Below are 14140 nucleotides of genomic sequence, written 5' to 3' on the forward strand. Positions count from 1 at the left end.
GTACGGGGCCCGGGGCTTGCCCCGGTTTCGGGAAGGGGCGGGGAGGGGAACGGCCCCGCGCAGCGGCCACCCGCCCCGCCCCCCACCGTCACAGGCGGGACAGCTCCTCCACCAGGTCGTCCAGCCCCAGCGACCCCTGCGAGAGCGCCGCCATGTGCCACGCCTTCGCGTCGAACGCCTCCCCGTGCGCCCGGCGCGCGTTCTCGCGGCCCAGCAGCCAGGCCCGTTCGCCGAGCTTGTAGCCGATGGCCTGGGCCGGCATCGACAGGTACCGGGTGAGTTCGCTCTCCACGAAGTCCGCCGGCCGGCCGCTGTGCATGCCGAAGAACTCCTGCGCCAGGTCCGGTGTCCAGCGCTCGCCCGGGTGGAACGGCGAGTCCGCCGGGATCTCCAGCTCGAGGTGCATGCCGATGTCGACGATGACCCGGCACGCACGCATCATCTGGGCGTCCAGGTAGCCGAGGCGGCGTTCCGCGTCCTTGAGGAAGCCCAGCTCGTCCATCAGGCGTTCCGCGTACAGCGCCCAGCCTTCGGCGTTCGCGCTCACCTGTCCGACGGAGGACTGGTAGCGGGAGAGCCGGTCGGCGACATGGGCCCACTGGGCGAGCTGGAGGTGGTGGCCGGGGACGCCCTCGTGGTACCAGGTCGACACCAGGTCGTAGACGGGGAACCGGGTCGCTCCCATCGTGGGCAGCCAGGTCTGGCCCGGCCGGGAGAAGTCCTCCGACGGTGCCGTGTAGTACGGCGCGGCGGCTCCTCCTGGCGGTGCGATACGGGACTCCACCCTCCGTACCCGCTCGGCGAGTTCGAAGTGGGTGCCGTCGAGCGCCTCGATCGCCTCGTCCATCAGCTGCTGGAGCCAGACCCGCACCTCCTCCTCGCCCTCGATGTGCTCGCCGTGCACGTCGAGGTGGGCCAGCGCCTCCCAGGGGCCCGCGCCCGGAAGGATCTTCTCCGCTTCCTTCTTCATCTCGCCGAGCAGCCGGTGGTATTCGGACCAGCCGTAGGCGTAGGCCTCGTCGAGGTCGAGGTCGGTGCCGTTGAAGTAGCGGGACCAGCGGGCGTATCGCTCGCGGCCGACGGTGTCGGGGGCGTCCGCCACGGCGGGGGCGTACACGTCGCGCATCCAGTCGCGCAGTTCCGCCACGGACCGGGTCGCGGCACCGGCGGCGACGTCCAGTTCGAGGCGGAGCGCGGCGGGGCCGGCGGACGCGAACTCCTCGAACCAGCCGCGGCCGGTGCCGCCGCCGCTCCATTCCGTCAGCTGCTCGATGAAGGTGGCCGTGGCCCGTGGGCCGCCGTACAGCTTCTTCTCGAGGCCGAGCGCGAGGGACTCCCGGTAGCCCTCCAGCGCCCGGGGGACGGCGCGCAGCCGCTCGGCGATCGCCGCCCAGTCCTCCTCGGTCTCCGCCGGAGTGACGGTGAAGGTCTCGCGGACCGTGTGGGCGGGGGAGTGGATGTTGCTGACGGCGCGCAGGCTCTCCTCCGCGTCGTGGACGGCGAGTTCGGCGGTGAGGCGCTCGCGCAGCAGCCGTCCGCAGCGGCGCTCGACGTCACTGCCGGCGCCCGGCAGCTTCTCCGCGTCGTCGAGCCGGGCCAGGGTCTCGCGGGCGAGGTCGGCGAGCGCTTGGGTCCCCGCGGGCGAGAAGTCGGGGAGGAGCCCTGAACTTTCCTTGATTCCCAGATAGGTACCGAGGGCCGGATCGAGTTCGATGAGTGCGTCGACGTAGGCGTCGGCGACCTGACGGGGCAGCGGGCTGCTGGAAGTGTCTGGCATGGGGCCATCCTCGTACGAAGACGTGCCCCTCGTCACCACCAATGGCGCCCGGTCGCCTGACATCCGGCTCGAAGTGGATCATCCGCCCGTGGGTGCCGCCGGGGGCAGCAGCGGCCCGCACTCCCACTGCTGGAAGATCAAGCGGGTCTCGACCCTGGCCACCTCGCGCTGCGAGGTGAACTCGTCGATCACCAGGCGCTGAAGATCCGCCATGTCGGTCACCGCGACGTGGACGAGGTAGTCGTCGGGGCCGGTGAGATGGAACAGCGCCAGGGACTCCGGAAGCGCGCGGATGCGTTCGACGAACGGGCCGATCAGTTCCCGCCGGTGCGGCCGTACCTGGACCGACAGCAGCGCCTGGAGCCCCCTGCCCAGCCGTGCCGGGTCGAGCGCGAGGCGGTGCCCGAGGATGACGCCGGAGCGGCGCAGCCTGGTGACCCGGTCCAGACAGGTCGAGGCGGCCACGCCGATCTCCGCCGCGAGGTCCCGGTACGTGGTCCGGGCGTCGTTCTGAAGCAGGCGGAGAATCTGGAGATCGATCGGGTCCAGTGCGACAGAATCAGCCATTTGCCGAACGTAGCACGGAGAAGATCCGCTACCTCCCGGTAACTGTTCACAGTGCGGCCATGGAGAACGCAGCCTCGGCCGCGCCCGTGACCCGGGCCCTGGCCACCGATGCCGTGCACGCAGGACGCGAGGATCTCGCGGAGCTCGGCCTGCACGCCCCGCCGATCGACCTGTCGACCACCTACCCGTCGTACGACGCCGCCGGCGAGGCCGCGCGGATCGACGCGTTCGCCACGACCGGAGCCCGGCCGGAGGGTCCGCCCGTCTACGCACGGCTGGACAACCCCACCACCGCCCGGTTCGAGACGGCGCTCGCCAAGCTCGAGGGCACGGAGAGCGCCGTCGCCTTCGCCAGCGGCATGGCGGCCCTGACCGCCGTGCTGCTGGTGCGGGCGAGCATGGGCCTGCGTCACGTCGTCGCCGTCCGGCCGTTGTACGGCTGCAGCGACCATCTGCTGAACGCCGGACTCCTCGGCACCGAGGTCACCTGGACCGACCCGGCCGGCATCGCCGACGCCCTGCGGCCCGACACCGGACTGGTCATGGTCGAGACCCCGGCCAACCCGACGCTCGCCGAAGTGGACCTGCGGGCCGTACGGCACGCCTGCGGCTCGGTGCCGCTGCTCGTCGACAACACCTTCGCCACCCCCGTGCTCCAGCGCCCCGCGGAAGAAGGCGCCCGGCTGGTCCTGCACAGCGCCACCAAGTACCTCGGCGGCCACGGCGACGTGATGGGCGGTGTCGTCGCCTGCGACGAGGAGTTCGCCCGCAAGCTGCGCCAGGTCCGCTTCGCGACCGGCGGCGTGCTGCACCCGATGGCCGGATACCTGCTGCTGCGCGGGCTGTCGACGCTGCCGGTGCGGGTGCGGGCCGCGTCCACCACGGCCGCCGACCTCGCCCGAAGGCTCACCACCGACCCGCGGGTCGCCCGGGTCCACTACCCGAGCATCGGCGGGGCGATGGTCTCCTTCGAGGTGTACGGGGACCCGCACGACGTGATCGCCGGGGTACGGCTGATCACGCCGGCGGTGAGCCTCGGCAGCGTCGACACCCTGATCCAGCACCCGGCTTCCATCAGCCACCGCATCGTCGATGTGAACGACCGGCGCTCGGCCGGCGTCAGCGACCGGTTGCTGAGGATGTCGGTCGGACTCGAGGACGTCGAGGACCTGTGGCGGGACCTGACGGAGGCGCTCAGCGCTCGCCCTGCCCGGTCCGTTCCGTCCGCTCGGAGCGGGAGCGCGGACGACCGGGAGCCGCATCCAGTCGGGCGGTGACCACCAGGGTCCCCTCCTCGATCTGGTAGTCGAGGGGCAGGCCGAGGCCGCGCATGGCGGCGACCATCGCGGTGTTCGACGACCGGGTGACGGCGTACACGCTGTCGCAGCCCGCCTCGGCCGCCATGTCCGTCAGCCGCTCGAGCAGTTGCGAGCCGATGCCGCGGCGCTGCCAGTCGTCCTCGACGAGCAGCGCCACCTCGGTCTCGTCGCCGTCCCACAGCAGGTGGCCGAGGGCGACGAGCCGGCCGGAGGCCGTCTCCACCGCCAGGGTCCGGCCGAAACGCGGGCTCAGCAGGTGGTTGAGGTAGCGGTCCGCGTCCCGGACGGGGCCGTGGTAGCGCATCTCGAGCGTCCGGGCGGAGCACCGTTCGTGCATGGCGAGAGCGGCGTCCACATCGTCCTGGTCGGCGCGGCGCACGGAGATCTCGTTGCCCTCGGGGAGGGTGAGGATGTCCTGGCTGCGGGGGACGCGGGGACCGAGGCGCGCGTCGAGCTCGACGAGGGCGCGGGCGCGGGCGAACTCGGTGGGGGTGAAGGGCAGATAGGCGCGTTCGACGATGATCGCGCCGCCGTTCGGGTCACGCAGGTGCATCACCGTCTCCTCGAGGACGCCCTCGACCGGGGGCATCTCGCCGGTGGCGCGGCCCGTGGGGGAGACGGCCGGGCGGGACCGGATGGTGCAGCGGCCGAGCAGCTGCCGGAGCGCCAGAGGCAGTTCGGCGGCGTCCAGGGCGGTACGGGTGGCGAGGCCGAGCACCCGGGTGGGCGTGTCGACGAGGTCGTGCGCGTCGGCGCGCTCCGTCCAGGTGCCGCTGCCGCCGGCCGCGGCGACCTCGCGGGTGAGCTGCGGGGCCTGAAGGGACGCGGGGGCCCGCAGCAGGAACTCGTCGACCGTCCCGTCGGCCAGGGGATGGGTCTGCAGGGTCAGGATGTCCACGTCGAGGCGGGCCAGGGCGTTGCACAGGGCGGCGAGGCTGCCGGGGGTGTCCTGGACGGTGGTGCGCATCCGCCACAGGGTGGTCCCGCGGGGGCTCTGCTCCCCGGCTGTCTCCCGGGACGCGGCGGGGGCCTGGGCGTCCGCCGCGTCCGGAGGCGGCGCATGACTGTGGCGCCTTGCCCACCATGTGTGGAACGTGGCCGTCGCGGCCAGCGCCACCGCCGAGGCGATGAGCAGGAACGGCCCGTCGGGAGTGTGCCCGATCAGTTTGGCGATGGTGTCGGCGACCGCGACGGCGGTGAACATGGCGGCCAGTTCGACGAGGTCCCGCCGCCAGTGGTGCGGACGGCGGGCGCTCTTCGCGGAAGTCACATCTGTCATGGCTTCACTGTGACCGACCGGTGTTGCGTGATCACGAACGCTTTGTGACTGATGGGTTAAGCGCCGATCTGGAGCGCTATCGGCCGGTTTTGGCCGATTCTGGCGTGCACTGTTCGCTTCCATGGTGCAACACGTACCGGTTTCCGCTCCGGCGCGCGTCCGCAGGACCCGCGCCGGACTCCGTCACTGGCCGACACGCCCAGGCTGAAGTGTCTTGGTGAAGAGCACGGTTCCGCCCTCCGCGCGCAGCCGCACCGTCAGCTCGCCGCTGTCGCCGTCGATGTCGACCTCCCCGAAGTACTGCGGGGACTCCATCGGTGACACGTTCGCCCGCTGCGGCGCCTGCACGAAGACCCGGTCGGGGCCGAACGTCCCGTCCAGCGTGTTCGCCGGAAATCCGCCGGCGGCCAGCGGCCCCGAGACGAACTCCCAGAACGGCGCAAAGTCCTTGAAGGCCGCGCGCTCGGGGGCGTAGCGCTGGGCCGAGGTGTAGTGCACATCGGCGGTCAGCCACACGGTGCCGGTGATCCGGCGGTGCTTGATGTGCCGCAGCAGTTCGGCGATCTGCAGCTCACGCCCCAGCGGCGCGCCCGGATCGCCCTGCGCCACGGCTTCGAAGTTCGCGGAGCCGTCCGGCACCACGAGCCCGAGCGGCATGTCGGCGGCGATCACCTTCCACACCGCGTTCGACCGGTCCAGCTCCCGCTTCAGCCACGCGAGCTGCCCGGCGCCGAGGATGCCCTCGCCCCCGTCCGCCTGCCGGTTCGGCGAGTTGGCGTCGCGGTAGGTGCGCATGTCGAGGACGAACACGTCCAGCAGCGGACCGTGGCGGACCACCCGGTGCATGCGGCCCTCGCTGCCGTCCCCGGCGGCGGAGAGCGTGCTGACGGGGAAGTACTCGGCGAACGCCCGCATCGAACGCCGGGCGAGGACGTCCACGTCCTTCTCGCTGTACCGGGCGTCGTCGAGGATCTGCCCCGGGTACCAGTTGTTGCGCACCTCGTGGTCGTCCCACTGCACGATCGTCGGCACCTGCGCGTTGAACCGGCGGACGTTCTCGTCCAGCAGGTTGTACCGGAAGTTGCCCCGGTACTCGTCGAGCGTCTCGGCGACCTTGGACTTCTCCTCCGTGACCACGTTGCGCCACACCCGCCCGTCCGGGAGCGTCACGCTCGGCACGAGCGGACCGTCCGCGTACACGGTGTCCCCGCTGCACAGGAAGAAGTCCGGGTCCAGCCGGCGCATCTCCTCGTACGCCCGGTAGCCGCCGATGTCGGGGTTGATGCCCCAGCCCTGCCCGGCGATGTCGCCCGACCACAGGAACCGCACGCCGCGCCGTCGGTTCGCCGGCGCGGTACGGAACGTCCCGTACACCGCCTCGCCGGTACGCCGGTGGTCGTCCGGGTCGGCGAGCGTCACCCGGTAGTGCACCTGCTCGCCGGCCGGCAGGCCCCGCAGCGCCGTCGTCCCCGTGAAGTCCGTCCCGGGGCCGAGCAGTGGCCCGTGCCACCTGCGGGCACGCCGGAACGACCCGGTGGCGGACGTCTCCACGATCATCCGCGCGGGCCGGTCGGAACGCACCCACACCAGCCCGGAGGTGGCCGTGACGTCACCGGTCTGCACGCCCCAGGCCGCACGCGGCCGTCCGGACAGCGCAAGCGCCGGAGCCGCGCCCACGGCGGGCAGCGCCAGCGCCGCGGACGCGGCCACCGTGCCGCGCAGGACGGAACGGCGGGCGGGGGGAGAACTCTGCGGGGTCTGTGACATTGCTGCGCCTCCATGCGGTTCGGCCGGTGTGCCGAGCCATGCCTAGCGGCAGGCCGAGTCCGTTGCGCGAACTCCGGGTGAACGGCGTGCCGCGTCCCCCTGGGGGTCGTGGCCGTCACAACGGGACAGGAACAACGGCATGGAGCCTCGAAAGCAGATGTCGGTGGGTTCGGGCGCGTCCCGGGTCGCTCTCGGAACGCTCGTCATCCTCCTGGTGCTCACGCCCGGCGGTGACATCCGTCTGTGGTGGGTCTACTTCCTGATCGCCGCGGGCGCGGGGGTGCTCGCGTACGTCGGACTGTTCATGGCGCTCCGCCGCCGGCAGCAGCCCTGACGCGAAGCGCCGCCGCCCCGTCCGCCGGGTCGGTCCGCCGCGCCGCGGCTCCGGTTCTAGCCCTTGGCCGCCGCGGCCGGCTCGGGCTCGAAGTCCCACGAACCGCGCTTGAACAGGGGCCGGAAGTCGGGGTGGTCCTCCCAGTGCCGGGCGAGGCCCACCAGCTGGTCCCAGTGGTGAGCCAGCGTCTGGTCGATGACGCGGCGCAACTCCGGGTCGGCCCCGGCGCGTTGGTCGCAGATCCCCTTCACGGCCGCCGCGCTCTTGACGGCACCGCTCAGCGCGCGCAGGGCACGCGAGGTGTCGTCCATGCCGAAGCCGTGGTCACTGCCGTTCTCCGGATCGAAGAGCGGCCGGAGCCGGTCCTCGAGGAACGAGGTGATATCCGAGAAGTGCTGCTGGTCCATCACGGCTCCGTTTCCGCCCCGCCGCCGTCGGGCGAGCGGGGTCATTCACTCGTCTCCCGCGCGGGTGTGCCGCCGCGGGGCATGGTCATTCTCCATGCCGCGGGGTGCGCCCGGTTCACCGCCGGCTGCCGTCCGCCGGACCTCGCCGCGATGGCCCGCCGTGCGGCGCGGGACCGGATACGGCGTGCCGGTGACCGACGCCACCGGCCGGCTCAGGCGCTGCCGTCGAGCAGCACCCGCGCCACCAGCGCCGGGTCGTCGCTCATCGGGACGTGCCCGCAGCCGGGCAGCCTGACGAGGCGTGCGCGGGGGATCACGTACTTGGCCCGGACGCCCTGGCGGCGCAGCAGCAGCCGGTCCTTGGTGCCCCAGCCGATGGTGACGGGAACGTCGCGGATGTCGTCGCGGAACAGCACACCGCCGCCGGCCGCGAGCGTCTCGTGGAAGCCGGTCGCCCCGCGCAGGGCGCGCGTCTCCGCGACGGCGGCCTCGGGCGAACGGCGGCCCGGCCGCGCGTAGATGGTGCTCACCAGCGCCGTACGCCCCACCGCCGACCGGGACAGCCGCTCGATCACCGGCAGCGGCAGGGACCGTGCGCCCACCCGCATGGCCCTCAGGGTGGTGAAGGCGTAGCGTCGCTCCGCCTCGGACCAGAATCCGGCGGGGGAGAGCGCGGTCACCGAGCGGACCAGCTTCTCGCGGCCCAGTTCGAGGGCGAGCAGCCCTCCGAGGGAATTACCGGCGACGTGGGGCCGCTCGACCCCGAGAGCCCGGCAGAACGCGCCGAGCACCGTCGAGACCGTCGCCAGGTCGTACGGGAGGCCGTCCGGCAGCGCGGGTGAGGCGCCGAAGCCCGGCAGGTCGACCGCGATCACGTCGCGGTCGGCGGCGAGTATCCCCATCACCGGCTCCCAGGCCTGCCAGTGGTGACCGATGCCGTGGAGCAGCAGCAGCGGCTCGCCGGCGCCCCTGCGCTCGTAGGTGACGGACAGCGTGCGGCTGCCCCGGGCGGTCTCGACGGAGAACGAGATCTCTGCGGCCATGACTGCACGCTCCCTGCGCTGGGATAGACAGGCTGTCAGTAACAATTACCGTTCAGTAGCTTGGAGTTCAAGGGGCGGGCTCAGGTCGAGGGGGCATCGGTGGTGCCGCCCCGTCCCATGACCGGTCCTGCCACGAGCCGCCGTTCGGGACCGGACCGTCCCCCACGCGCCGATGTAGCGCGCGCCGCACAGGAACCTGCTGGACAGCGGGCCCGCCGTCGGCTGGGATTGACGGGTGGCAACAGACACCGTGACCGACCTCTTCGAAGAACACCGGCCCGTGCTGACCGGCGTGGCCTACCGCATGCTCGGCCGGATCGCCGACGCGGAGGACGTGGTGCAGGAGGCCTGGCTGCGCTGGTCGTCCGACCGGCGCGACGACGTGAAGGAGCCGCGCGGCTACCTCGTACGGATCACCACCCGCCTCGCGATCGACCGGCTGCGGCACGTCAAGTCGCGCCGGGAGTCCTACGTCGGGCCGTGGCTGCCGGAGCCGATCGTCACCGACTTCGGCCCCTCGGTCCCCGACACGGCGGAACGGGCGGTGCTCGCCGAATCCGTGTCGCTCGCCGTGCTCGTGGTCCTCGAGTCCCTGTCCCCGCTGGAGCGGGCGGTGTTCGTGCTCCGCGAGGCGTTCGGCTTCCCGTACGCCGAGATCGCCACCACGCTCGAGAAGTCGGAGGCGGCCGTACGCCAACTCGCCGGGCGCGCGCGCAAGCACGTGGACGAGCGCAAGCACCGGTTCGATGTGGACCCCGCCGAATGCCGTGACCTCACGGAGCGGTTCCTGTCCGCCGCCTCGGGCGGTGATCTGGAGGGGCTGCTCTCCATCCTCGCCCCGGACGTGCGGCTGGTCGGCGACAGCGGCGGCAAGACCAAGGCGCCTCTTCGCGTCATGCAGAGCGCGGACAAGGTCGGACGCTTCGTCGTCGCGATCTCGCAGCAGCCGGTTCCGGACGCGGAGGTCCGTTTCGTCGAGGCCAACGGCGCACCGGCGATCCTCATCCTGTCCGGGGGCAAGCCGGACACCGTCATGCAGATGGAGGTGCTGGACGGGCGCATCCAATGCGTCTACATCGTCCGGAACCCTGACAAACTCGCCGCCTTCGCCGGGCCTGACAAGGACTGAGACTCCTTCTTCGCACGTCGGACCCCGTGGCCGTTATCCGGTCGCGGGGTCTTGTGCTGCCCCGCGGCTCTCAGTACGAAGGCCGCGTGAACGCTGTGCGAATCCGTTCCGCTGCGCAGCGTGACAGCCGCAGGATTGGTCTTGACCAAGTCGGAGGCCCGTCCTATGGTCGCAGGGATAGTGCAGGAACCTTTAATAAACAAGGGCGCGGAAAAGCCGCCGCTGACACGGCGATTGCGGAGGATCAGGGTGGGGACCACGCAGCTGGAACCGGTGCAGGAGCCCAAGTACTGGCACCTGAAGACCGTGCTTGCCGAGGCGCTCGACACCGACTTCACCGTCGGCGAGATCCTGCCGAACGAACGCGACCTCGCCGCCCGCTTCGGTGTCGCCCGCGCCACCCTCAGGCAGGCTCTCGAGCAGCTCGAGCTCGAAGGCCGCCTCCAGCGCCGCCGCGGCGTCGGAACGACCGTCGCCCCGCCGCGCGTGGGCGTCGACGTGACCACCTCGCGCCAGGACTGGCCCGGCACCGGACACGACGCCTGGCAGGCGGCCGAGTGCACCGTGGCCGTGCCGTCGGCGGCCGTGGCCCGGCTGCTCGACACCGAGGCGGACGAAGAGGTGCACACCGTGCGCCGGCTGAGGGTGAACCACGGCCAGCCCGTCGCCGCCGAACTGCTCTACGTGCCGTCCTCGTCGGTGCCCGACCTCCCCGCCATCGAGGCGCCCTCCGGTCCGGCCCTCGCCCGCAGCGTCCTGCGCGAACTCCAGCGCCTCGACCTCGAGGGCCAGGACCGCGCCGTCGAGCTCGGCTCCGCCGGTGCCGTCGACGCCAGAGAGCTGGACCGGCTGCCCGGCGCGCCGGTCCTCGTCGTCACCACCCGGTACTTCTCCGCAGGGCGCACCGCCGCGGTGTCCGTCGCGACGTACCGCGCCGACACCTGCCGCCTCACCTTCGGCGACACCGGGGACGTCGAGATCAGCCACGACGGTCAGCAGCGCCGCGCGTCCTGACCACCGGACCGGCCCGCCGCGACACCCGCCGCGGGCCGGGTCGGGCGAACGTCCCGCGCACCACGCAGACGTGCCCAGGCCCGCCGCCGTCACTCAGCGGCGGGCCGTCACCGTGCCCTCGACGGCGAAGAGCTGCTCCTCCACGTGGTCCAGCGCCAGCCGCAGCGCGCCGGTCGCCACCGCGGCCTCGCCCAGCAGGGACAGTGCCACCCGCGGCGGCCGGAGGCAGTACCGCGCCAGCTCGTCGCGCAGCGGAGGCAGCACCCCGTCCAGGCCGGCGGCCCAGCCGCCGATCACGACCAGTTCCGGATCGAGCGCCAGCACCAGCGCCGCCACGTCGTGCACCAGGCGCTTGTTGAACCGCTCGACGGCCGCCAGCGCGCCCTTGTCGCCGCTCTTGGCCAGGGCGAAGACGTCCGCCACCGCCTGCTCGTCCAACGGGTGCAGCGGCTCCCCGGTCGTCGACAGCAGCTTCTCGGGCGTCTCGTCGCGGCCCAGCAGGTGCAGCGCGCCGATCTCTCCCGCCGCCCCGCCGTAACCGCGGTGCAGCCGCCCGCCGATGAGCGATCCCGCGCCGGGACTGAGACCGGCGAGCACGAACACGATGTCGTCGGAGTCCGTCGCCGCGCCCTTCCAGTGCTCGGCGACGGCCGCCGCGTTCGCGTCGTTCTCCACCAGCACCGGGCAGCGGAACGACCTGCGCAGCCGCTCGCCCAGCGGAAGCCCCGTCCAGCCCGGCAGCGCCGTGGAGAGCCGTACGGTCCCGTCCGCCTCCACGATCCCCGGTGAGCCGACGCCCACCGCACGCAGACCGCTGCGTGCCACACCGGTCCGCCGCAGCAGGTCGGCGACGACCGCCCGGACCCGCTCCAGCCGGTCGTCGGCGCCGGCCCGCTCGGAGACGTCCCGCGAACCGGCCCCGATGATGCGCCCGTCGAGCCCCGACAGCAGCGCCGCCACCCGGTGCGCCCCGATCTCGATGCCCAGCAGATGCCCGGCCTCCGCCCGGAACCTGAACCGCCGCGCGGGCCGCCCCTGCTTGCGGGCCTCACCCTCCTCGGGGACGAACTCGACGACCAGCCCCGTCTCGATCAGCCCTTCCACCACACCCTCGACCGTCGGCCGCGACAGTCCGGTGATCCTGGTCAGGTCGGTGAGCGTGGGGGCGTCGGCGCCCCGCAGTGAATGCAGTACCACCGCGGAGTTGATGCGCCGCAGCAGCGACGGGTCCCCGCCGGTCAGCCGCCCCACGTGTGTCCTCCCAGTTCGCGCCCGTGTTGGCCGGATCGTACTCGCTGCGGGCGCGCGTCGCGCCACGGGACCGGGACGGGCAGCCGGGGAGCGGGTGACGGTGTGCCAACTGTCAGTGGCGGCAGGTTCAATGGAGTCATGACCACGGCACAGCACCTCGCTGCGATCGACCTGCTGCGCGGCCGGGCGTTCCCGGCACAGCGCGGCAGGTCGGAGTTCGGCGACAGCGGGCCCGGCTACCACCTGGCGGAGCTGCGCACGCCGGCGGACGGCCTGGACGCGGCGGAGCGGGCGGCCGGCCGGTCGCGCGAGCCGTACGAGGCGGAGTGCGAGGCGCTGGTGGGCGCGTTGAGCAGCCGCTGGGGGGAGGGCCAGTGGTTCGCTCTGTGGTCGGTGTTCATCGGGACGATCTGCGGAGAGGCGATCCCTCATCCGTGGGGGGAGTTGAGCCACCGCGTCGAGGATCTGCACCTCTGGCGCGTCGAGGGCCATTGGATAGCGGTGGGCGTCTCACGCGCCGAAGGCGAGGACGAGCACCGGTTGATCGCCGTCGTCACCGACGTCGACCCGCCCTAAAGACAATCGTCCCATGGCACGCCACCCCCGCCTCTGAGCGAGACGGGGGTGACGGCGGCTCAGCGGCCGACGGCGCAGGCGTCGCCGTTCAGTGTGAACCGAGGTGGCGGCGAGGCGTCACCGGTGTGGTCGGCCAGGTACCCCAGGGTGATGCTCGCGCCCGGAGCGATGTCGGCGTTGTACGGGGCATTGGCCGCCGCGATCGTGTTGCTTCCCTGGGTCAGGTCGGTGTTCCAGTCGGAGACGACTCTCTGCCCGAGGGCCAGCGGGAACGCGAGCGTCCAGCCGCTCACCGTCGTGCTGCCGGTGTTCGTGACGGTGAGGTCGACCGTCGTTCCGGTGCCCCACGTCTTCACGGTGCGGTCCACACGGCAGGTGGGTTCCTCCCGCTGGAACGACACGCGGTGCAGCCCGCCCGGCAGGTCGTTGACCACGTAGAACTCCCCGTCGACAGTCGTGCCGATCGACGTCACCTGGGTCGGCATCTCCCCGATCTCGGCCTGTTCGTAGCCGCCGCTGCCGTCGGGGCGCAGAGCCCAGACCGTGGAGGAGCAGTAGTCGGTGGCGATGTAGGTGCCGCCGACCAGGTCGGCGTACTGCCGGCCCCGGTAGACGTGCCCGCCGATGACCGAGCAGCCGCCGGTGTAGGGCGAGTATGTGAAGACCGGTTCCGTGTCTGTCCCGCCGGGCGCGCAGTGGCCTCCTTCGAATCTCTCCAGGCCCTCGTAGCAGGACCAGCCGAGGTTCAGCCCTCCCTGCCCGGGCGGGAGGTGGTCGATCTCCTCCCATCGGCCCTGGCCGACGTCGCCGATCCACAGGGAGCCGTCGGCGCCGTCGAAGGAGAACCGCCACGGGTTGCGCAGCCCGTACAGCCAGATCTCCTCACGGGCGCCGGGAGTGTCCACGAAGGGGTTGTCGGCGGGGACGCAGTAGGGAAGCGCGCCGCAGGCACGGCTCACGTCGATGCGCAGAATCTTGCCCAGCAGAGTGTCCAGCCGCTGGCCGGACGTGAAGGGGTCGCCGGAGCCGCCGCCGTCTCCGATGCTCCAGTACAGGTTGCCTTCGGGGCCGAACGCCAGCTGTCCGCCGTTGTGGTTGCTGTACTCGGCGTGTTCCTGGGAGAGCAGGACCTCGAGGCGGGACTCGTCGAGCCGGTAGCGGGCGAGCGTGACCGCGCCGTCGGGGAGGGCCGTGTAGGCCAGGTACAGGTCCTGGCTGTCGGCGAAGTCGGGCGGGAGGGCGATGCCGAGCAGGCCGCGTTCGTTGCCCGATTGGTCCACGGCCGACGTGATGTCGATCAGCGGTGTACGGTCCAGGCCGGTGTCCGGGTGGTAGACGCGGACGGTTCCGGGCTTCTCGGTGATGAACAGCCTGCCCGTGCCGTCGTCGGGTGCGGTCAGGGCGGTGGGCCGTCTCAGCCCCGATGCCACCTGGGTGGTGGTCGCGCTCAGCGACGGCAGAGGCACGGGCGCGGCGTCCGCCGCCGCTCCCGTCCGGGGTGGCGCGGCCTCCGCTGTGGTGGAGAGGGCCGCCGCGGACGGGGGCGTGGCGGCGGGCAGCAGGGTGAGAGCGGTCAGCGCGAGGGCGAGCAGAAGGGGCCCTGCCCAGCGGCGTCTTGGCATGTCGGCTCCAGTGACGAGGATGCGTGGTCCGGTCGGTGGGCAGGTCGCCGTGCGG

At 72.3% G+C, this 14140-nt stretch carries 13 protein-coding genes; 5 read left to right on the forward strand and 8 right to left on the reverse strand.

Translation table 11 applies throughout. The features are described from left to right. Positions 1–88 precede the first annotated feature (88 nt). Both ACWGH4_RS17955 and ACWGH4_RS17960 read right to left on the reverse strand, forming a co-directional pair. Complete coding sequence (locus ACWGH4_RS17955; RefSeq protein ID WP_453461626.1) at positions 89–1777, reverse strand: DUF885 domain-containing protein; 1689 nt, start codon at positions 1775–1777, stop codon at positions 89–91. A gap of 78 nt (positions 1778–1855) precedes the next feature. Continuing rightward, positions 1856–2344, reverse strand: coding sequence for an Lrp/AsnC family transcriptional regulator (locus ACWGH4_RS17960; protein ID WP_364599518.1), 489 nt, complete (start codon positions 2342–2344; stop codon positions 1856–1858). Positions 2345–2403: 59 nt separating this feature from the next. Here ACWGH4_RS17960 and ACWGH4_RS17965 point away from each other — a divergent pair, with 59 nt between their 5' ends. Continuing rightward, the gene (locus ACWGH4_RS17965) at positions 2404–3621 is read left to right on the forward strand and encodes a trans-sulfuration enzyme family protein (RefSeq protein WP_453461630.1); all 1218 of its coding nucleotides are present in this window, start codon (positions 2404–2406) and stop codon (positions 3619–3621) included. Here the strand turns inward: ACWGH4_RS17965 and ACWGH4_RS17970 are convergent. After that, positions 3539–4942 (reverse strand): GNAT family N-acetyltransferase, encoded by a 1404-nt coding sequence (locus ACWGH4_RS17970; RefSeq protein WP_453461633.1) that lies wholly within the window; start codon positions 4940–4942, stop codon positions 3539–3541. The genes ACWGH4_RS17965 and ACWGH4_RS17970 overlap by 83 nt on opposite strands. A 183-nt stretch (positions 4943–5125) precedes the next feature. Next, positions 5126–6709 (reverse strand): alkaline phosphatase D family protein, encoded by a 1584-nt coding sequence (locus ACWGH4_RS17975; RefSeq protein ID WP_453461636.1) that lies wholly within the window; start codon positions 6707–6709, stop codon positions 5126–5128. Between the two features lie 139 nt (positions 6710–6848). Between ACWGH4_RS17975 and ACWGH4_RS17980 the strand changes: the two genes are divergently transcribed. After that, on the forward strand, positions 6849–7043 hold the full coding sequence (locus ACWGH4_RS17980; protein ID WP_453461639.1) for a hypothetical protein: 195 nt from the start codon (positions 6849–6851) through the stop codon (positions 7041–7043). Positions 7044–7099: 56 nt separating this feature from the next. Here ACWGH4_RS17980 and ACWGH4_RS17985 read toward each other — a convergent pair whose 3' ends face one another. Beyond that, positions 7100–7450, reverse strand: coding sequence for a hypothetical protein (locus ACWGH4_RS17985; protein ID WP_453461641.1), 351 nt, complete (start codon positions 7448–7450; stop codon positions 7100–7102). Between the two features lie 212 nt (positions 7451–7662). Beyond that, positions 7663–8493, reverse strand: a complete 831-nt coding sequence (locus tag ACWGH4_RS17990) for an alpha/beta fold hydrolase (RefSeq protein WP_453461644.1) — start codon at positions 8491–8493, stop codon at positions 7663–7665. A 235-nt stretch (positions 8494–8728) separates the two neighbouring features. Here ACWGH4_RS17990 and ACWGH4_RS17995 point away from each other — a divergent pair, with 235 nt between their 5' ends. Together ACWGH4_RS17995 and ACWGH4_RS18000 are read left to right on the forward strand one after the other, a co-directional pair. Further along, positions 8729–9622, forward strand: coding sequence for an RNA polymerase sigma-70 factor (locus tag ACWGH4_RS17995; protein ID WP_453461646.1), 894 nt, complete (start codon positions 8729–8731; stop codon positions 9620–9622). 249 nt (positions 9623–9871) lie between these two features. Beyond that, positions 9872–10636, forward strand: a complete 765-nt coding sequence (locus ACWGH4_RS18000) for a GntR family transcriptional regulator (RefSeq protein WP_453461649.1) — start codon at positions 9872–9874, stop codon at positions 10634–10636. 93 nt (positions 10637–10729) lie between these two features. On the opposite strand, the gene ACWGH4_RS18005 is transcribed toward ACWGH4_RS18000, so the two are convergent. Further along, complete coding sequence (locus tag ACWGH4_RS18005; protein WP_441265940.1) at positions 10730–11887, reverse strand: ROK family protein; 1158 nt, start codon at positions 11885–11887, stop codon at positions 10730–10732. Between the two features lie 138 nt (positions 11888–12025). On the opposite strand from ACWGH4_RS18005, the gene ACWGH4_RS18010 reads away from it, so the two are divergent. Then, positions 12026–12463 carry a hypothetical protein gene (locus ACWGH4_RS18010; protein WP_453461653.1) on the forward strand — a complete coding sequence of 146 codons (438 nt, stop codon included), beginning with the start codon at positions 12026–12028 and terminating at the stop codon, positions 12461–12463. A 59-nt stretch (positions 12464–12522) separates the two neighbouring features. On the opposite strand, the gene ACWGH4_RS18015 is transcribed toward ACWGH4_RS18010, so the two are convergent. Continuing rightward, positions 12523–14085, reverse strand: coding sequence for a PQQ-dependent sugar dehydrogenase (locus tag ACWGH4_RS18015; protein WP_453461655.1), 1563 nt, complete (start codon positions 14083–14085; stop codon positions 12523–12525). Positions 14086–14140: the final 55 nt, after the last annotated feature.

This window comes from Streptomyces sp. NPDC054847 (assembly GCF_053610925.1).